Raw genomic sequence first — 19664 nt, 5'->3', positions numbered from 1 at the left:
GTCATTTTCATTATGGCGTTAATTTAAATCAAAAGGAGAAATGTGCAATGTCCGAAATCAATGGAAAAGTAGTTGTGATTACAGGAGCAAGTAGTGGGATTGGCGAAGCAACGGCGAAGCTTCTCGCCAGCCGGGGAGCCCATGTCGTCATTGGGGCCAGACGCGTGGAAAGATTGGAAGCTCTGGCATCCCTCATTGAGGCCGAAGGAGGTTCCGTCGCTTATCAACAATTGGACGTTACAAATATCGGTCAGATGCAGGCAATCATCCACTTGGCACAGAGCCGGTTTGGTCGTGTTGATGTGGTAGTGAACAACGCCGGTGTGATGCCTCTCTCTCCTTTGGAAGCTTTGAAGGTTGAGGAATGGAACCGAATGATCGACGTCAATATCCGTGGGGTTCTCCACGGCATTGCTGCGGGTCTCCCCGTTATGAAAGAGCAACAATTCGGTCACATAATTAACGTGGCTTCCATCGGGGCCTACGCGGTCACACCGACGGCAGCGGTATATTGTGCGACCAAATACGCCGTTCGCGCCATCACGGAAGGTTTACGACAGGAGGTTGGTAATAGCATACGGGTAACGCTCGTTTCTCCCGGTGTGACGGAATCCGAGCTCGCTGAGAGCATTTCAGACGACGAAGCCAAGGAAATGATGAAAACGTACCGACGTGATGCCCTCCCGGCTACCGCCATAGCCCGTGCCATCGCTTATGCGATAGAACAGCCGGCAGATGTCGACGTGAACGAGCTGATTGTCCGGCCAACAGCCCAGCTTGCCTGACGCTATCATTGCCCCGTCAACCGCTCCAAAGCAGTTGACGGGGATTCTTCTATTGACGATTCATTCGAAAGCCGACTAAGTGGAGATGATCGGAACGTTGTTCAAAAATAGGTTGGATTCCTTTATCCAAAAGACAAAACTAAGAGCGCAACCTATCAGGTATGCGCTCTTAGTTTTTAACATGATTTATGATTTTATTCCTCAAGGACTAACGGTAGTTCGCTCATGACGTTCTGGACATGCCTGTCTGTTTATCCGAATTCGTCGCCGGGGACGTCTTCAGAAACAAACTCAAAACCAAGGCGACTAGCGCGAAGGAGAACGTAATCCAGAAGGAATGACCAAATGCCCGCCCCACATCCTCTATGGTGTGCTGTACAGGTAAATTCCGGATCTGCCTCGTGAGGTAAGCGGTCGTTATCGTGATTCCGAATGATGACATGATTTGCTGCGCGGAGGCTGTAATCGGCGTTACACGACTGACAAGCTCCTTGGGCGCCGACTTGAGAACATGGGTGTTAATCTGCATCATTGTCAATCCTTGGCCCAGTCCTACAAATGCAAAGCTACACATGATATAGAGTGAGCTAGTGTCTGCGGTAATTCGAGTCAATGCGAACAAGGCGCAGGCTAGTGACGTTATCCCGGTAATAGCAACGGGACGTATACCATATTTGTCAAACAACCTGCCACCGACGTTAATTCCGATGGTCGATAAGATTGCTTGGGGAATAACGTACAATCCAGCCTCCAGTGGAGAAAGTCCCTTGGCTTGTTGCAGATAGAGCGTGAACAGCAGCATGCTTCCGAAGAGGGCAATCTGGTTGGTCCAGCCTAAGATAATGCCATGCGTAAACGCCGGGGAACGAAATGTCCGCAGTTCTAGCAGTGGCTGCTTCTGCCGGAGTTCATGCCAAATGAAGATCAGTAAAACAACAGCCCCAACAACCAGGGAGCCGAGCGCCCACACGTTTGACATCCCCTCATCTCCTGCCTGATGAACACCGAATACAAGTGAGGCAAAGGCGATCGGGGCAAGAAACGCGCCCAGAACATCCAATTTCATCTCATGCACCGGATTGGAGGACGGAAGGTATTTTAGGGCCATCAACAATGCAATCATTCCAACCGGAATATTAATGAGAAAAATCCAATGCCAATTGATGTATTCGATCAACGAGCCCGACAGCACAGGACCTAGAATCGGGGCCAACAACATCGGGATGCCGAGAATCCCCATGATGGAGCCTCGTTTGTCGGGCGGTGAAATCCGGAAGACCGTAGCAATTCCGATTGGAGCAACCATGCCGCCTCCCAGCCCTTGAATGATCCGGAATATAATCAACTGCTCCGGCGTCTGGGCGAACGAACAAAGTACGGAAGCCAGTATAAACAGAACAATACTTAGAATAAACACCCGCTTGGCTGAGAAACGATCCGAGAACCAGCCCGCCAGCGGGATGACAGCCGACATGGCTAACGTATACGCGGTGATCACCCATTGAACAGTGCCAAGGTTGGTGTCGAACGACTGAACCAGCTTGGGTACAGCCACGTTCATGACCGTACTATCCAGGATAACCAGGAACATGCCGGCGGCGACAGTCAATAATATGGGTAATATCTTTCGCAATGAAAAATCTGCTTGTGCATTCTGAGATTGCGCCATCATGATTTCAGGCCTTCGCCAATTTTTGAATACCGCGCTGCCATACTTCGCGGATCGATAACGTATCTGAAATATGGGTCGTCGGATCGCCGTCAACCCACACCAAGTCAGCTCTTGCCCCTTCCACAATACGACCGCGGTCATCCAAGCCGAAGCGGCGGGCCGTCTTCGAAGTTGCTGACTGAAGGGCTTCTACAGGTGTGAATCCCGCTTCCACCAATAGCTGCATTTCATGGTGTACGCTTACTCCATGGGCAAGTCCGCCAAGCGTTGGTACCGGTACAGAGACATCTGTACCCACCAGAATGTCTACACCTGCGTGGTGAAGGTCCATTACGTTCCGATAGTTGTCTTCCATACTGCCTTGCGGGTAGGTATTGAAGCTGGCATTCAGAGTATCGATCCATTCCGGACTAAGCTTGGAACTCACACGCGGATCTTCTGCCATTTCCGAAGCGGGTTTACCGATAATTGAGGAGTTCAAGACGAGACATGGCGTAACAAAAGCACCCGCCTCCGCAATCATTCTCACCAGTTCCGGAGTCGTTTCAGGGCGGTCGATGAATAAGTGAGCGAGTCCCTCGACACCAACCTCTATCGCTTGCCGGGAGGATTCCGCAGTCAATACATGGGCAATCGCAATCTTGTGATGCCGATGCGCTTCCTCTACAGCCGCTCTCAGAATGTCCTGGCTTAAGACCGGCAGTCCAGGCGCTGCTAATACGGTTCCTTCTTCGATCATAATCTTGATATAGTCAGCTCCATCTCTAACTTGATCACCCACGAATGTTATAGCCTCGTCCGGGGTTGATAACGAAGGAGCCTCTCCATGATCATGTGCATGAGCAGCCAGCAGGGCATTCCGATCTTCTTCACTCATCTTCTCCAATTCCTTCAGTACAAAATCCGGAATTTCTCCGTCTCCAGGCATGAGTTCATCCGGATGACCACCGGGAGGTGTGACCCCCATCCCTGCAGATCGTACATCGGCAATATCCTCGATCCCTTTCAATTGTGTCTCGCGGCCATTTTTCGTGAATCCGCCCATCATTTCCAGTTCTGTCGTAACTCCGAATTGCAGAGCGTCCCGCAGACCTTCCACGGAAGTGTGAACATGCGCATCGATCAGACCGGGAAGCAAAGTCCCTCCTTCAGCATCGATAATGATCGCATCTTCGGGAATTTCACCGCCCACCGATATAATCTTCCCACCTTCGATCAGGACCGTTTCAGCTCCAATCACTTTCTCGCCGTCAAAAATTCTTGCATTGGTAATTGCAGTAATCATTGCGTTTCCCTCCAGTTATGATATGAATGTAATTTTTATAGATAGAACTATAATAGTTAGAACTCTAATTGTCAATATATTATCTGTTAGAATGCAAACATTGTGTAATTGACAGTTAGATGAAAGGACATTATGATTTTCTTAAAGTTAGAATTCTAAGTATAGAAAGGGAACCGTGTGCATTATGACAGAACATGTTTCGCTTACCCCCTATTCGGATTTAATCCGATCCATTGGAATGAAGATTAGAAGCATGGCGAACGCCCGATTGTCGGAGCTGGGCCTGAACGCTCAGCAGGGGCAAATGATGGGCTATATTTTTGAACATCAAGACAAAGGGGTGATCCAGAAGGATTTGGCTGAATATTTCAACCGGAAGGGTGCCACCATCACCAGTATGCTTCAAGGGCTGGAGAAGAAGGGATACATCAAGCGGGTGATTCCGGAAGATAATGAGCGCCAGAAAAAAATATATTTATTGAAAAAAGGGAACGACCTCGTTGAAGAATTCAATACAATATTCATGGAAGTCGAAAAGAGCATTATCCAAGGCCTTACCGAAGCAGAAAGTGAGTCCCTCAAGAAATTACTAATTAAAGTAAAGGTCACCATGTAGTAGCGGTCATGGATGGTAAGATCAAGTTGAGCCCGCACAAAGATGCGGTGGAATATTCCCTCTAACTTCGTGCAGTTGATGCGGCCAGTTATTTCATGATTATGAATTTGATAATGCTGTGATGTCTTTCGGATCTACTGAAGGTACAATGTTCGTTTTTCCTCTTAATTTTTCGGTATCGACTAATGTGTAGCCCTTATCATGTAAATTCTTAGCATAGGTTTCTACTAGATACGGCGTATCCGTAGCAGGTTGAAATGCAGCAAAGACTATTCCCCCCAATAAATGTATTACATGAAAAAAAACGACTGACACCCTATACAGTGTCCAGCCTCTTGTGCATCCATTTGTTATCTTCAATTATGTTAGCATAGCAACTTAACCCTCATATGAAACTTAAAGAAAACTTAATAATGGGAAGTAGAAATGGAGCGAAATGATGTTCATCTAAAAAAAATAGCGGCCGAAGAGAGTTTATCTCTTCCGCCGCTTACCGGGATACTCTGGATACAGGTCCATATTGAGAGGTGACTAATTATTATTTCGTTTGTTAACTTCAATCGCAATGAACTCCGGTAAATAATTGGGAGTACAGCCCTTTGATACCATTTCATCTTTATAAAGACCCGTTTCCTTACCAAGTTGAATACAACGCGCACGATTCTTTTCATCATAAACGCCTATCCAGCCTGTGGTGAAATTCATAGCCCATTGCACTTCCGGTTCTTCCTGCGTAATTTTAGCTTCTAATGTAGATAGTAAGTCTGTGGTGTTATCAGGCGGTGTTTGTCCAGTCCATCTCAATCGCGCTTGATAATACCAGAAAGCTCGCCGTTGAAGAGCAGAAGGACTATTTTCCCATGACTCCATTAATGCAATTGTCTTTTTGTCTTTGGTGAGCTGATTAGCCATTAACCAATCCATTAAGTTATTTCGCTCATCAAAATTATGCGTCTGCATATCCTTATCAAGCTTATTTAGCACTTCTTGTGAAAGGAATTTTTTATCCATAATTAAGATTGCTAATAGTCTGGGCAAAAACTCTTCGGTTGACCAAAGTTCCATAGCTAGTTCGTGATCTTTTTTAATGTCCTTCGCGATTTTTCGTAAGTCGCCTAGCTTCGTTTTACTATTGATCTGTAGAAGAATGTTTTCTGCTTTTGAAGAGTGTTTCATTTCGGTAGCCCCTCTCCCTAATTAGAGCGTCTCAACCAATTTCTGAATCTTTGAGCGGGAAATCAAATATAAAGGACCCATTGTTTCTATTTTGCCGTCCTTTACACGTATAGCGCTCTCCTGTTCTGCCGCATAAACATCAATCTCTTCAGACAAGGGGAACAGATAGCCTTGAACAAACGTGGCGTAGCCACGCTTAGAATGGGATTCATAGGCAAAATGATCAAAGCCAATCCCCTCATAAATCGTACTTGTTTCAACTTCATCGCCAGTGTTATTCATGCTTAACCATTTGGCAGCCATGTTCAGCGCACCGGCGCTGGCACCCAGTATAACGGCATTGCTGTTCTTAATAATATCCGATAATTCATAATCCGCCAAAAAACCGCTCTGCAAAACAGGATACCCACCGCATAAAAAAATGACAGAAGCGTTGTGAATTAACCTCTGGGCATCCTCCTTCTGCATACGGTAATCAATGAAATGATATTCATCAAAAATAATGTTAGCCTGATTCAGCCATGTCCATTCAGAAAGTTCATCAAAGTTAATTGGCTCATCTGTGTAACCAGACGGGTCAGCGCTAATCATAACAAGCGATTGTCTGTCTTGTATATCCTCCTGCAAACAATGGACCAGCTTCTCTGGAAAAAAATGATTAAACCAACTGAAATAGTAGTGAGTACTCAAACTTAATTACCTCCATATGTATCATTTCTAGCGCACTTCTTAATTAGCCTCTTTAAAGCAGTTTAATTTAGCTTCAGCCGTCAGCATGGCACCGGTAAGAATAAGATTATTTCCGTCATTGTGGGCCCTCGTTCTAAAATACAGGCTGCGCACAAAATTTTTCCCGTTTACTCTGGCGACTCTCTGTGCGCGCGTATCCGGCCATTCCGTACACAGCGACAAGCTATGAATCCAGTCGGCAATCTCCTGCTGCGGAAGCAGCGCTTCGCTAATCATCGTGTCCACAATGCTGGCCATGCGCTCGTCTTCCTCCTCGTCAAAAATCCGGACACCGTTATGCAGCATCCCTGTAATCGCCCCCAGCACCTCGCGCTGCACCGTACTATCGCTTTCCGGACAGCGGATCAGCTCCTCCAGGGCATCCGCCCCGTGGGCCGCGGCATGAGCCCAGCCTTCAACTGCCAGATAACCGCGCAGGTCCTTCTCCTCCTGGTAGTAGCGAAGCAGCGAATACTTTAGATGCCGGAACTCATTTGGAGTCAAGAATGAATTATTCCTGTGCCGCTGTACAATAAGAACGACAGGCAGAACCGCAAACGCCCTGGTGAGTACGCTATTGTCATCTTCGGTTCCAATCCGATAGAACAAATGCCGGTCATCCATCAGGACAGCCAAAAGTTGCCGCATTTCCTCACAGGAGAACTTATTATCGCGCTTCAGCCATATGTGAAAAGTGGAATAGATATGCTCGCGGAGCTCTGACTCCGGATCGCCAATATGCCGCAGCATCAGAGAGGTAAAGTCGTGTAACCTTTCTCCCTCACGCAGGATATAGCCTTCCTCCTCCAATCTTTGCAGCTTCCGTATCAGTTCTATTCGTGTGTTCTCCATATCCCATTCATTGCAATCATTGTACACAATGCCGGCTTTCATTTAATCGTTTCACTCCTAGCCTAGTTATAGCGGGCGTTATGTATTCTTTCCGCCGATATCCCTACTATAGAACACAATGACTGACACCAGGGCGTCAGTCATTGTAAGATAGAAGCATATTCTGCATATATTGCTGCAGCTCCGTCCGTAATTCACGAGGCTCCAGCAGCTCGCACTCCTTGCCGAAGCTTAGAATGAATTTCAGCAGACCCTCCTCATAAGGATAAGTATCCGTCACGAGATAGAAGCCGTCTTCACGCCGGCTAATCTTCTCTTTCTCAAAATACTCGGGAAGCTGCGCACCAATTCGCGAAGTGAATCTGAGTACAACCTGTATGTCCCGCTGCGAATAGCTTTGCTTAATAACCTCGGCGATTTGGTCTTCCGGCAGCTCTCTTTTTGCAAAAGGCGGCCCCTGCTTCAGTTGCTTGATCCGCACGAGCTTGAATCTGCGGTAATCCTCTCTGACCCGGCAAAAGCCTATCACATACCAATCTCCATGGCGAAAGTCAATCCAGCTTGGCTCTACCGTTCGTTCCAGGTATTCCATATCCCTGTTGATATAGTCGAACACCAGCAGCCTGTTATCCGTGATGGCCTTGCTTATGATCCCAATGTATTCTTTAATTTCCTGCTCCATGCTGAAATGGGACATATCCAGAGTCAGTTTGTGCTTATCGGACTCCCGCTTATATTATAGCTGTCCATAATATAGTATCCTCCGCCCTTGCCGCTGGACGATGCAACCGGTATGCCGGCTTCGCTTATTTTTTCGATATCCCGGTAGATCGTCCGCAAGGATACCTCGAAATGCTCGGCAAGCTCCTTGCCCGTTACCGTACCTTTACCGGAGATGATCAGCAGCATGGAGAGCAATCGGTCGACTCGCATGATTGTGTGTGACGTCGGGTAACGTCTCCTCCTCTGGGTGAAGTAAGTGAATCATATATTCTCTTGCTTTAATGCATCAATAATATTCTCCTTTTTTACTTTAGCTCCGGAATAAACAACCGCAGAGCTGACAATGACAAATACACACACAATGACAGACAGAATGCTCATCCAGGGCAGGGTGAACCCATAGCTGAATTTGTTCGCAAATGCTTTATAGATCAGAACCATCACGGCGAAACTGACAGGAAGCCCATACAAGAGCGACTTGACCCCATAAAAAACACTCTCATAGTTCAGCATTTTTGCAAACCCCTTTGGCGTCGCGCCTACCGATTTCAGCATCGCAAATTCCCGTTTGCGAAGAGCCAGCCCTGTTGAGATCGTATTAAAGATGTTCGCAACGGAAATCGCAGAGATTAATACGATAAAACCGTAAGAAAAGACGTTCATCAGCAGAATCTGTTGTTCTTCTCTTATTCTGGATTGATATACATTGTAGACATTCAGATTGGTCTCATTCATCGCTTCAATTTCCTGCTGCGTTTTCACCGGTTCCGTGCTTTTCAAATGGAGATACATCGAAGCGTTAGCCAGCTCCTCGCCGTCTGCCAGCCGATTCATGACGCGTTCCGACACGATCATATTTAACCCGCCTACGCCTACCGGGCTCATCCCCATCGGTGCCTTATCCGTCAATGCGGCAACTATCACTTTATTTGCCTTCGTTTCTTCCCCGCTCTCATTAAAAAAACTCGTTAGCTCGATATGTTGACCGATATTCGCATATATGGACTTCGTCTGAATATATTTACCCGTATCTATATCTTTGTAATGAATCGTATCCATCACGATTGCGGCGGGATGATCCAGATCCGTAAGCTGTTCGTAATCTGCGTGAGCCGCTCTAGCATAGGCTTGCAGGCTCGAATCATTCAGTGCATAGAGCTTAATTTCGTAAGGGTATTTCCCGTCTTGCAGCATACTTTTATCCTGCTTAACCTTCTCTTGCAACTCGTCGGCGATGCTTGCTGCATCGACCCAAGCGTTCCTGACTAACTCATGACTCACGTTGTATTCCGTGACGCCATCCAGAGATACAAGCGATTGCATCAACCGGTCATCTAGTCTTTCGCCATTACTGGACGACACTTCAATATCGTAATTGATGCCTTCCAGCGACAATGCCAGAGATTGTGTCAGGCCAGTCGTGAAAAACGATATCGTCAAAAACAAAACGATGCTGATGACCAGCGAAAAAAGAATAACATGATATCTTCGTTTGTTCCTTTTTAAGTTTTTCAGCCCGATTTCTGCTTCGATTCCGAAGAGCTTACGAATGATCTTCGACGTCTTCACTGCTTTGGCCGTAAGCTTTACGTCGGTGGTTTGGCGAATCGCGTCCATGGGAGATACCCTGGATGCTTTAATCGCCGGGAGATACGCCGAAACGAAAATCGTCAGCATCGAAACAAGACAAGTAATCAAGAGCAATAACGGCGTGACGATAAGCCTCAGCTTTTCACTAGTCCATAATGCCCCTTCAATCATTGTGTTCATGAACGAAAAGGTGATTCCGATTCCGGCAAGACCGCATAAGATGCCAATGGGAATGCTGATCAAACCAATGACGATACCTTCAAAAAATACGGAATTTCGCTTCTGCCTTTTCGTCGCCCCCACGCTCGCGAGCATCCCTAAATGGCGGGAGCGTTCCGAGACGGATATCGCAAAAGCGTTATAGATGAGCCCAACCGAGCCAATTATAATGGCCCCCATAATGATTGCCGATAATGAGAACATCATGCTGGATGAGGCTCCGCTGCTGGACAAGCCATAATAACGAAGCAAATCGTTATTATATTGGACAGTGTCCATTTGGTTTTTCTCAGCCAGCTTCTCCGCATGTGCGAACAAGAACGGATTGACCTGCTGCAAGACCACCGACGCATCGACCCGATCGTCCCCTCCGATGATATGATCATCGACATAGCTAATGATCGTATAACCCGAGGCCCGAGCCGGTTCCGACACCGGAGGTTTAATGAAGCCTACCACCGTATAATCCTTAATTCTGCTATGCTGTAATGTCTCGGTCAATGTGCCGTCTTCCCTGCGCAGCGGTTCCGTCTGATCCAGGGGATGATCGCCCCCTTGTTCGAATCGGTCGCCGACGCGAAGCGTTAGACGGTCGCCGATTTCGTACTTCACTTTGCCATTTGTTGCAACAGACTCGGAGATCACAACCTCCTTGTCCGTGTGCGGAAGACGCCCCTTGCTTATTTCAATCTGAAATTGTGTGAACCCTTGCACATCATATTCCTTAATGAACAAGTACGACTTATTGGAATTTTGTCCCCCTTCTAATGGGGCATACCCAAGGTCTCTTGTGATTGCAACCGTTTTGGTTGCATCATCGCCCTTTATCGCCGCAAGCTGTTCCTTGGTTATATCTTGATACTGAATATGCCACTCCCCTGTATCTGTGATAGTTTGTCTGATCATTAAATCCGCAAAGGAAAAAATAAGCGTAATGACAGCGGTCATCATGGATACCGAAATAATTACGCCAAGAATAGTCACAAGTGTTCGTCTCTTGTTCTGCTTCAGATGCCGGATGGTTAATGTATTGACAATATTCATCGCCTTATCACCTCGTCTTTGGCAATCCTCCCATCTTCAATTGAAATGATTCTGTCGGCTTGCAGGGCGATCCGTTCGTCATGCGTGATTACGATCAGTGTCTGATGATAGGTCTTATTCAGCATTTTCAATAAATCGACGATCTCGCTGCTATTCCTGCTGTCCAGATTCCCGGTGGGTTCGTCGGCCAGCATGATCGCAGGATTGCCGATGATCGCCCTGCCAATCGAGACACGCTGCTGCTGTCCGCCGGATAGCTGATTCGGCAGATGGTTTAATCGATGCTGCAAATTCAACGTATTCACAAGATCAGCCAATTGCTTTTGATCTACCTTTTGTTGATCCAGCAAGAGCGGCAGCGTAATATTCTCTTCCACCGTCAGGACGGGAATCAGATTGAAAAACTGGTAGATCAGCCCGATTTGCCTGCGTCTGAAGATGGCCAGCTGCGTTTCGTCCAAGGTATACATATCCGTATCCTGAACATACACTTTCCCGCCAGTCGGTCGATCCACACCGCCCAGCATATGAAGGAGTGTCGATTTCCCCGATCCGGAAGGTCCGATAATTACGACGAATTCACCTTTTTGGACCGAAAAGGAAACATCATCAAGCGCCTTCACCGCCGATTCGCCTGTGCCGTATATTTTGGACAAATTTTCAATTGTTAAAATCTCCATTGCCATCCCTCCTTCCCTAGATGCTCAATTCCAGTTATATACCATCTCTCTATATCCAACATCCCAAAGGATTTCATTCCCCTCAATGGTTATCTTAAGCTCATTAGCCCCGGTGAGATGAAGGATCCTATTGTCCGGCTCATGGAGCTGATCTTCTGCAGATACAGACAGGAGCTCATGCCCGTCAACGGTAACCTTAAGGCTGCCCTGAAAATCCTTATGATCAGGAATTCCATAATTCAAGCTAAGATACAGCTCTCCCTTATTGCCTAGCGAATACGTATATGTTTCCTTCTTTTTACCTTCGATGCCATACACATTATATTGGGGTGTCACGTCTTGACCGCCAATCTTAAGACTGTCCTGTTTGGTTCCCGTTAATCGATTTCCGGTACTATCTTCCCATTCGTTTATCGCTACAAAAGGGGCCAACTCTTTGGTGAACACTTGATCAACTACTCCGAAGACCCCCCACACGCCGAGCATTATGACAGCACTGGCAATTCCCGTAGCAGTGATATTTCTCCAGTAGTTTTTTGTACGGAAGCCAATCTGGTACGCCCCGAATCCAATAGCAGCGCCCAATGAGTTCTTTATGACGTCGTTCGTGTCAAAGCTGCCGAGGAATGTTAGTGCCTGGATGGTCTCCACCACAAGAATGGACAGGATAAACCCTGTCATGAAGCGAACAAAGCTGGTGCGGTATAACAACGGAAACAGTATGCCAAAAGGTATGAAGGCTGCGATATTTCCAATACCCACCAAGTCCATCAGTGTAGGATGTAGAAGATCGGAAAGACCCGGCACCCTAAAAAAATCGTCCGGCAAAAAAATAAAGGTGTACTGACTGGTTTGATCTACAGTATCCGCTCTGCCGAAAGCAAAAAACATAAAATAAAGAATAATCAGGGCGTAGCCTATCGTGATAATATAAGTAATCTTGCGCTGCTGCTTCACTTGCATAGTTGTACCTCCATCGTTCATCTGATAAATATCATTTTATCTGTCCAAAATGACTTTACAGTGACGTTGGAGGTGACAGTTCAGTCACTTACGGAGTGCTGTTAAATCACATGCTTATAAAATTTGATCCGAAACTCTGTACCAGTCCCACTGTCGCTCGTTACATCAATCACGCCGTTCTGGCTTGCAATGATGCTGTGAGCCATCGCAAGCCCTATACCGATGCTTCCTTCATTAGCATTTTTTCCTTTATAAAAACGTTTGAAAATATAAGGCAAATCCTCTTTCGGAATGCCCTCTCCGTTGTCAGCAATAACGATTTCCGTAAATAGCACGTTGTCGGAAAATGTGATGGTAATCGCACCGCCCTCAGGTGTATGCTCCACTCCATTTTTCAAAATATTGATAACCGCTTCAGCAGTCCAATGGAAATCGCCGGCAAAAGAGACGTTGTCATCCCCTGTGATGGAAACGGTCTGTCCCTTAATATCCATCGGAATCATAACCGGCTCCAGTGCCTTTTGGATTAGGGTTTCCATGTGTATTCGATCTTTTTTGAACGGGATAGTTCCCGCTTCCATTTTCGCTAGCTTTAATAAGGATGAAACAAGCCAATCGATCCGTTCAAGCTGAATGCGAATATGATGGGTGAACTCCGTTCTTTTGAGTGGAGGCAGATCAGGGGCGCTTAACAGATCTGCCATGACTGTCATAGAGGTGATCGGTGTTTTGAGCTGATGTGAAATATCGGAGATGGCATCGGTCAGTTGAAGCTTATCCCGCTGCAATAGCGAACGATGCTCGGAGAGCATGCGTGTCACCTTGTAAATATCATTCTTTAAGATGCTAAGCTCACCTTCTTGATTATCGCGAGGGTCAAGGGAGGCCTGGCCGCTGCTAATCTCCCGCAAATAGACGGACAGCTTCTCTAGCTCGTAATATCTCCGTTTTGTGAATAATAAAGCTGTGCCGGTAAGCAGCACGGATACAATAATAACCAGGGCTGCGGTGACAGACGAAATGAAAGCAGCAATGACGATCGCCGATAAGCTGATCGAACCCATGACGAGTAATAATATTTGATTTTCCCGATTGCGCAGCATCTAATCACCAACCTTATAGCCTAAACCGCGTACCGTTTTGATCAGAGCCGGCTGCTCTGGATTATCCTCCAGCTTTTCCCTTAGCCTTTTGATATAGACCGTTAACGTGTTGTCATTCACGAAGTCGCCGGCCACGTCCCAGATTTGCTCCAAGAGCTGATTCCTGGTGAGGACCTGTCCAACGTGGTTGCCAAAGATCAGCAATAAGCGGTATTCCAAGGCGGTTAGCGAAATTTCGGCACCGTTTTTATATACTTTGCCTTCCAGCGTATGGATGCGCACATTGTCAATGTCGATGACCGCTCCGGCGTGGGACAGCTTCTGGTATCTCCGCAAGACGGATTTGATCCTGGAGAGAAGCTCGCGAACCCGAAAAGGTTTGGTAATGTAATCATCGGCTCCCATATCGAGTCCCATCACAACATTGACCTCATCATCAATCACCGTTAAGAAAATGACCGGAATATCCCGTCGTTCCTTCACCATCTTGCATAATTCATAGCCCGTTCCGTCTGGAAGCTGTAAATCGAACAGGCACAAAGTGAACTGATCGATGTCTTCGGCGAGCACCTTTCGGGCTGAAGCGACATCATGGCAGAGAACGGTCCAATAACCCTCTTGCTGCAGCGAATATTCCAGTCCCGACGCGATCGTCTTATCATCTTCAACTAATAATATTTTCATCTGAAGTTCATCCTTAGGATTGATTTTAGAACATTTAATGAATTCCACGACTACACAATCTCTTTATTAAAATGTCCTCTTGTGTCTGTTTCCTGATTAAAGACAGCATTATTCATTGAGCCATTTAATTTGCCTGACGCCATATTAATGACCTTCACAACCTGCTCTTTGGATTCAACTGTGAAGTTTAATCTGAGCGCCTCGATTCCTTTGATGTTTGGTAGCTCATCCAACAGATTAAGCGTCTTCCCATTAAGGAGAGTCGTTGTACAATCATTATGGGAAACGATAGGGAACGTTCCGTGCTCATCTTTTAACTCATAGCTCTTCGTTTTGCAAATTCTGCATTGATTCATTTTTTTCATCGGACAATATTTCGTAAACATCAAAGGAGCCCTGCCATATACAATCATTTCCAGTGCAGGATAGCCGTCATTTTCTTTATAATAGGCATTCATTAAATCTTCAATTTGGCTCTTATTCAATTCATAAGATAAAGTGACTCGTTTAGCACCTAATTTATATAATTCATAGCAACTAGTGGCATTAATAACATTTAGAGAATAGTCCGTAACAAACGGGTTTGTTTCTCTATAGTGATTAATCCCCCCATATCCTCCAATTAGTAGCTGTCCTTCTTGTTCCTTATAATCATTCTGATTTCTTCTAACCACATTTTCGTAATAGATTTCCTTAATTCCACAGCTCACGCAAGCATCGTACTGTTCCTTAGTCGTTACAGAGGCCGTAAGGTATGGTTTTCCATGGGCAAAACTTATTTTTTCTTTTGCTTCCAAAGCCTTGGTTCTTTTCTGCTGGCTGTTAAGCTTTAAGTCATACAAGCCCAGTACAATGTCTCTTCTTGCTGCATTTAACAGTTTAGCTGGAATAAATGCATTGCATTCCTCATACTCGACATGACTAAGTTCGAATATCGTATCATTTAATCTTGAGAATTGCTTGATTACCTGGTCTTTCGTTGTTGGATTATTAATGGCTTCGCCCAGTATTTCCTCGCTTTCATAGGAATAATTAAAGCCTAAGCCTTCCGCATCTATGACAAGCTTTGAATCTGGACATGCATATACTCTAATATCGAGGTTAAACCGCTTAAATTCTTTTTCCAGTGATGCTTCTAATTCTTTGTTATAGAAATAATCCTTCGTTTTATATACTAAATCTCCCTTAGACATCTTTTCTTTGATTTTGATATAGCAGACATCCTCTGCTTTGTTGATTAATTCGCCATCTTTATCGTACAGTTTTGCAACCGTTAAATTAACATCTTCATTGTTGTGACTGATTCGAATGGTATCGTTCTGATTTAAAGGACGTGTAAGTGTTATTTCATACATGTCTTTAACAATCCCGCTGATTGTTCCAATTTCATAACCAAAGTTATTAGGTCTTAAGATGTTTGTAATATTTCTCCTGTCTTCGTGAAACAAATACCCTTTAGTAAATGTTCTATTGAATGTTTTTTTCAGATTTTCTTTGTCTTCTTCGGTTATTTTATGATCTAAGGCCTTGCGATATTTGGATACAACATTAGCAACATACGTAGGCGCCTTCATTCGGCCTTCTATTTTTAAAGAATCGATTTCTTTTAAATCATGGATATAATCGATGGTGTTTAAGTCCTTAGTAGATAGAATATAGCTTTTCCCTAAAGATGTATCTGTTGTCTTATCGATTAGTTCATACTCCTTACGGCATGAACCCACACATCTTCCGCGATTTGCGCATCGATTGCCGAGTAATCCTGACATTAGACAGTTTCCCGAATAAGATACACATAAAGCACCGTGAACGAAAATTTCTAAAGGAATTTCAGCTATTCTTTTGATCTCTTTTACTTTTTCAACCTTGACCTCACGGGACAGAACAACTCTTTTAGCACCAAGTTCTTTAAATAATAAGGTTCCGTCTAAATCGTCTATTCCCATTTGAGTTGAACAATGTGCTTCCATATCAAGAAAGTTTTTAACGATATAATCGAAAGCAGTCAGGTCCTGGACGATAATGCCATCAACACCGATTTTATTTAATTCGTGTATCTGCTCTTTCATCTCTTCAACTTCGTTTTCAAAAACGATGGTATTCATTGCAACATAGATTTTAACGTTCCTCAGGTGCGCATACGAAACAGCCTCTTTTAACGTTTCTAAATCAAAATTAGATGAGTATGCACGTGCACCAAACTTTTGCATTCCTAAGTATATTGCATCACAACCATTAGAAATTGCAGCTTTTAAAGCTTCCATATTTCCTGCTGGAGCTAATAATTCAGTCATTTTTTCCGCCCAGTACTGGGCGGCTCTTTCTTGTTCTTTTATGTTAAGCTGAACGATTAGCAAGGAAGACAGCGATATACTGGTCAGCAATACGAAAATCATTTTCATGATTAACCAACATGCAAAACTTTGTACGCGGAATACCCCAATCGCAGAGTCTGCCGTCCGGGCATTTATGTACGCCATAATCTGACCGCTGCCACTGTTGGATTCGCTCCCGCAATATGCACGTGCACCAAATTTTTGCATTCCTAAGTATATTGCATCACAACCATTAGAAATTGCAGCTTTTAAAGCTTCCATATTTCCTGCTGGAGCTAATAATTCAGTCATTTTTTCCTCCTATGACCCATAAATTGTACGCTAGTTAAAGCGACATTTCTTTATTAAAGATATTTTTTGTTACGCCTCAAACTTCAGACTATTGCCATTAATCATAAAATAAGAACTATACTTAAGCTACAGCAAAACGCACAAGCCACTGGCTTGTGCGTTTGTTTTAAATGACCTCATTTGCTCTGAGGGACGGATCTCATAATAATTCTTTAAGTACATTTTTCGCCACGCGTATCTTCTCATCATTAGCGTCACGAAGCATACCTACAATATCTTGAATATCGCTCTCCGCCGAGGTAACCATAAACTCTTCATTCTGATACGCAAACAACTGAATTAAATTAACTTCAAGCGATTCTGCTATCTTATATAAATTCAATAAAGAAACGTTCTTCTCACCACGCTCAATCTGTCCTATGTATGAAAAATGAAATCCGCCTTTCTCCCCAAGCGCCTCCTGCGACAAGCCCCGCTCTTTCCGAAGAGCACGAATCCGGGTTCCTACGAGTTTCAGTATTTGCTTATCCATCACGGTATTCACCTCTCTATGTCAAAAGTGTAGACAAGTTTCCTAAAGGTAAACACCAAACAATAAATATTATTATTTATTTTAATATCTATAGGTATTATAATTGTGTAATACTTTTCCAAAAGCGGTGTAGGAGGCCTTTACTATGGGAAGAAGCATGCAAGAGAAAATTAACGACTATACAGAGCTTGCTCAATATCACATGAAGCTAGCTTATATTATGAGAAATCATAAGCAGTATAAAACTGCGTTCTTTCTTTGTCATTCAGCACTTAACTCTATGATTCGTGCGTTATACATCTATGAGCATAAGACAGAGTTTGGCACTGAGATATCATTAAGTGATCTATTACTGCTAATACATACAGATTATAATCCTGGTCTTGAGATTGTAGTGTTTGTTGGCGAGTTGAATTTTATCGTTAATGGGGAGGAGCATGAGTTAGAGGTGATAAGGGATGAAGATATGAAGAGAGTGATGAGACGGGCGACTGAGGTTTTTAAGGAGTTGTGCTGGAGGATGGGGATTTAGGAAATTTCGAATACATTTTACAAGTCGTATCTCCGGTGCTCTGTATGGTTCCGAATACGATTCTCTAATATGCCTAAGGTTTCTTCGATATTATCTTCATCGTCATACTGAAGAATCTCTATATAATGATGCACAATTCCTGAAGCTAACAGTAAATTCTCACTATTGTTTTTAACATGTCCCCTGTCTTGTAAGCGTTGAATAGAAGTTATAATGGATTGCTCATCCAGTCCCATATTTACTAACTCTTTTGTTTTCTTTTGAATGTTCATTAAATCTACTTGTAGTTCATTCTGGAAACGAAGTTTTAACATACAAAGTGTTACCAAAGCATATTTCCTATTATCGTCCATTATCTTAGCCCCTTAATGAATCAAACTATAGTGACTATTGCAATATCCTTTCCTGCCCAGAGATTAAAGCTATAACCTGTTTTGAGTAATTGCCATGGTGCTTCGTCAACTATAAAAGCTACGTCAGCATAAGTATCCCACGTACCCTCAATATGTCTTGTTACCCTAACCAGCACCGTCCACGTATCACCATAAATTGTCTTATCCTTGATTTCACCATAATTTACAACGATGTCACGCATCCATTCGTTTACTGGAAACCTGCTGGGGTCTTTTTTCCAACTTATATAGGCTTTAATGAACCTTCTGTTGTCCACGACAATCCTCCATGTTTAGAGAAAGGTAAGAGTGCTTGATCACTTACTTCGCTTTCAGGTTTTTAATTTCCACTAAGAACTCTCATCCCCTACTATCTCGAGGACAGGTTTCTCGAATGCTTTCTGAATGTTAATATTTGATGCTTATCCCATATCCAAGATGAGGGCCAGTGACATTCCTAGACGGAGTGCAGAATATTACAAGCAACTTGGATTGATCGGAGAAAAAATAATGGGTTATTGGAATTATAGAGCTCTAAAGAAGAAATGTAACGAAGAATGTACATCTTATTCAGTTTGTGAGGTATATTATGATGCCTTAAGTAGTTCCAATTGCCGTAACCGCCGTTCAGGGGAGTAAAGAATATACTCAGCGTATACTTCACCTGAAGAATGGATATTTCCAGTATCAATAAACGCACGGTAAGTTCCATCAATAATAACTCTTTATTTGGTAATATGTTGTATTTTTATGAATCAGTATTTAAGCTCAATATTCTTCCACATGGTATTCCCATCCTTGTCGAAGCCTGTCATCTCAGTAGCGCTCATCAATGCACCTGTTTTGACATCAAAGAAAGCGCTCATTCTCAAACTGTCATTCTCACGATTAGGAGAATTCGGCGAGATACCCATAACTCTTAGCAGCAGACGTGTTTTGGAGGAGTTAGGATCAGTATTATACCCGCTGATAGTAAAATGATATCCCTTGATCCAGTCATCTGCTATGTGGCAGCTGGTTTCTCTGTCTCGTTAATCATCTCACTGGTTGTTGTGGTGGCCTGTTCCTCTGATTTGTTATAAGAGCCGTCGAAAAGAACATTTTTCATGCTGAAGAATAGAACGACCATAATCACAATCAATGTAATTGAGGATATACCAACATACTTCTTCTTACGCAAGGCTGCTTCTCCTTAGTTAATAAGTATAAGATCTGAACCTGTATCATCTGCATTGAATATATCTCTGTAGCCAGAGTTAGGCAAGTACATGGCGTTTCTTGGTTTGATGCGGGGATTCAACATTTCTGCTTCTACCATATAATATTTATCGACGGGTATATGCTCGTGATCGGCGTACTGGTGCCGGTGACCGCATTGCTGCAGCAGTGGTTCACGACTCGCCAGATGTTTATGTCTGCGATGGCGTTATTTTTAGTCGGCACCTGCTTGTGAGCAGGAC

Annotated in this window: 20 protein-coding genes and 1 pseudogene; 4 read left to right on the top strand and 17 right to left on the bottom strand. The window is 44.2% G+C overall.

Going from position 1 to position 19664, the window contains the following annotated elements:
• The first annotated feature begins 47 nt into the window (after positions 1-47).
• Entirely contained in the window at positions 48-785 is a 738-nt protein-coding gene (locus QW71_RS08240; RefSeq protein ID WP_039295984.1) for an SDR family oxidoreductase, read from the top strand.
• A gap of 223 nt (positions 786-1008) precedes the next feature.
• Here the strand turns inward: QW71_RS08240 and QW71_RS08235 are convergent, their stop codons facing one another.
• Together QW71_RS08235 and QW71_RS08230 are read right to left on the bottom strand one after the other, a co-directional pair.
• Positions 1009-2457 (bottom strand): MDR family MFS transporter, encoded by a 1449-nt coding sequence (locus QW71_RS08235; protein ID WP_039295981.1) that lies wholly within the window; start codon positions 2455-2457, stop codon positions 1009-1011.
• Positions 2458-2461: 4 nt separating this feature from the next.
• Positions 2462-3742, bottom strand: coding sequence for an amidohydrolase family protein (locus QW71_RS08230; RefSeq protein ID WP_039295978.1), 1281 nt, complete (start codon positions 3740-3742; stop codon positions 2462-2464).
• A gap of 184 nt (positions 3743-3926) precedes the next feature.
• On the opposite strand from QW71_RS08230, the gene QW71_RS08225 reads away from it, so the two are divergent.
• Positions 3927-4358, top strand: coding sequence for a MarR family winged helix-turn-helix transcriptional regulator (locus QW71_RS08225; RefSeq protein ID WP_039295976.1), 432 nt, complete (start codon positions 3927-3929; stop codon positions 4356-4358).
• Between the two features lie 531 nt (positions 4359-4889).
• On the opposite strand, the gene QW71_RS08220 is transcribed toward QW71_RS08225, so the two are convergent.
• The 12 genes from QW71_RS08220 to QW71_RS08170 all read right to left on the bottom strand — a co-directional run bounded on the left by QW71_RS08220 (position 4890) and on the right by QW71_RS08170 (position 17283).
• Positions 4890-5534 (bottom strand): DNA alkylation repair protein, encoded by a 645-nt coding sequence (locus tag QW71_RS08220; protein ID WP_039295973.1) that lies wholly within the window; start codon positions 5532-5534, stop codon positions 4890-4892.
• Positions 5535-5555: 21 nt separating this feature from the next.
• The gene (locus QW71_RS08215; RefSeq protein WP_039295970.1) at positions 5556-6224 is read right to left on the bottom strand and encodes a Type 1 glutamine amidotransferase-like domain-containing protein; all 669 of its coding nucleotides are present in this window, start codon (positions 6222-6224) and stop codon (positions 5556-5558) included.
• 39 nt (positions 6225-6263) lie between these two features.
• The gene (locus QW71_RS08210; protein ID WP_039296222.1) at positions 6264-7115 is read right to left on the bottom strand and encodes a DUF2785 domain-containing protein; all 852 of its coding nucleotides are present in this window, start codon (positions 7113-7115) and stop codon (positions 6264-6266) included.
• A gap of 136 nt (positions 7116-7251) precedes the next feature.
• Entirely contained in the window at positions 7252-7797 is a 546-nt protein-coding gene (locus QW71_RS36985; protein WP_235441420.1) for a YafY family protein, read from the bottom strand.
• A 23-nt stretch (positions 7798-7820) separates the two neighbouring features.
• Positions 7821-8048 carry a YafY family protein gene (locus QW71_RS41240; RefSeq protein WP_235441419.1) on the bottom strand — a complete coding sequence of 76 codons (228 nt, stop codon included), beginning with the start codon at positions 8046-8048 and terminating at the stop codon, positions 7821-7823.
• Between the two features lie 51 nt (positions 8049-8099).
• Positions 8100-10691, bottom strand: coding sequence for an FtsX-like permease family protein (locus QW71_RS08200; RefSeq protein ID WP_039295967.1), 2592 nt, complete (start codon positions 10689-10691; stop codon positions 8100-8102).
• Entirely contained in the window at positions 10688-11371 is a 684-nt protein-coding gene (locus tag QW71_RS08195; protein WP_039295964.1) for an ABC transporter ATP-binding protein, read from the bottom strand. Before QW71_RS08195 ends, QW71_RS08200 begins: the two co-directional genes overlap by 4 nt.
• Before the next feature lie 24 nt (positions 11372-11395).
• Positions 11396-12334, bottom strand: a complete 939-nt coding sequence (locus tag QW71_RS08190; protein ID WP_039295962.1) for a VanZ family protein — start codon at positions 12332-12334, stop codon at positions 11396-11398.
• 101 nt (positions 12335-12435) lie between these two features.
• The gene (locus tag QW71_RS08185; RefSeq protein ID WP_039295959.1) at positions 12436-13437 is read right to left on the bottom strand and encodes a sensor histidine kinase KdpD; all 1002 of its coding nucleotides are present in this window, start codon (positions 13435-13437) and stop codon (positions 12436-12438) included.
• Positions 13438-14121: a response regulator transcription factor gene (locus QW71_RS08180; protein ID WP_039296219.1), complete on the bottom strand. Its 684-nt coding sequence runs from the start codon at positions 14119-14121 to the stop codon at positions 13438-13440.
• Positions 14122-14171: 50 nt separating this feature from the next.
• Positions 14172-16748 carry a U32 family peptidase gene (locus QW71_RS08175; RefSeq protein ID WP_235441418.1) on the bottom strand — a complete coding sequence of 859 codons (2577 nt, stop codon included), beginning with the start codon at positions 16746-16748 and terminating at the stop codon, positions 14172-14174.
• Between the two features lie 199 nt (positions 16749-16947).
• Positions 16948-17283 carry a helix-turn-helix domain-containing protein gene (locus QW71_RS08170; RefSeq protein WP_039295957.1) on the bottom strand — a complete coding sequence of 112 codons (336 nt, stop codon included), beginning with the start codon at positions 17281-17283 and terminating at the stop codon, positions 16948-16950.
• A 142-nt stretch (positions 17284-17425) separates the two neighbouring features.
• Between QW71_RS08170 and QW71_RS08165 the strand changes: the two genes are divergently transcribed.
• Positions 17426-17812 carry a HEPN domain-containing protein gene (locus QW71_RS08165; RefSeq protein WP_047013685.1) on the top strand — a complete coding sequence of 129 codons (387 nt, stop codon included), beginning with the start codon at positions 17426-17428 and terminating at the stop codon, positions 17810-17812.
• 17 nt (positions 17813-17829) lie between these two features.
• Here the strand turns inward: QW71_RS08165 and QW71_RS08160 are convergent, their stop codons facing one another.
• The 3 genes from QW71_RS08160 to QW71_RS40395 all read right to left on the bottom strand — a co-directional run bounded on the left by QW71_RS08160 (position 17830) and on the right by QW71_RS40395 (position 19384).
• On the bottom strand, positions 17830-18165 hold the full coding sequence (locus QW71_RS08160; RefSeq protein WP_039295955.1) for a hypothetical protein: 336 nt from the start codon (positions 18163-18165) through the stop codon (positions 17830-17832).
• Positions 18166-18185: 20 nt separating this feature from the next.
• The gene (locus QW71_RS08155) at positions 18186-18482 is read right to left on the bottom strand and encodes a hypothetical protein (RefSeq protein ID WP_039295952.1); all 297 of its coding nucleotides are present in this window, start codon (positions 18480-18482) and stop codon (positions 18186-18188) included.
• Positions 18483-19207: 725 nt separating this feature from the next.
• The gene (locus QW71_RS40395) at positions 19208-19384 is read right to left on the bottom strand and encodes a hypothetical protein (RefSeq protein WP_160311786.1); all 177 of its coding nucleotides are present in this window, start codon (positions 19382-19384) and stop codon (positions 19208-19210) included.
• 103 nt (positions 19385-19487) lie between these two features.
• On the opposite strand from QW71_RS40395, the pseudogene QW71_RS41235 reads away from it, so the two are divergent.
• Positions 19488-19654: pseudogene (locus QW71_RS41235) on the top strand (MFS transporter); the annotation flags it as partial.
• Between the last annotated feature and the right edge of the window lie 10 nt (positions 19655-19664).

The sequence above is a fragment of the Paenibacillus sp. IHB B 3415 genome, assembly GCF_000802655.2.
Lineage (GTDB): Bacteria > Bacillota > Bacilli > Paenibacillales > Paenibacillaceae > Paenibacillus_AQ > Paenibacillus_AQ phytohabitans.
Note: the sequence above shows the minus strand (reverse complement) of the source record. Positions and strands in the feature narration are given on the sequence as shown.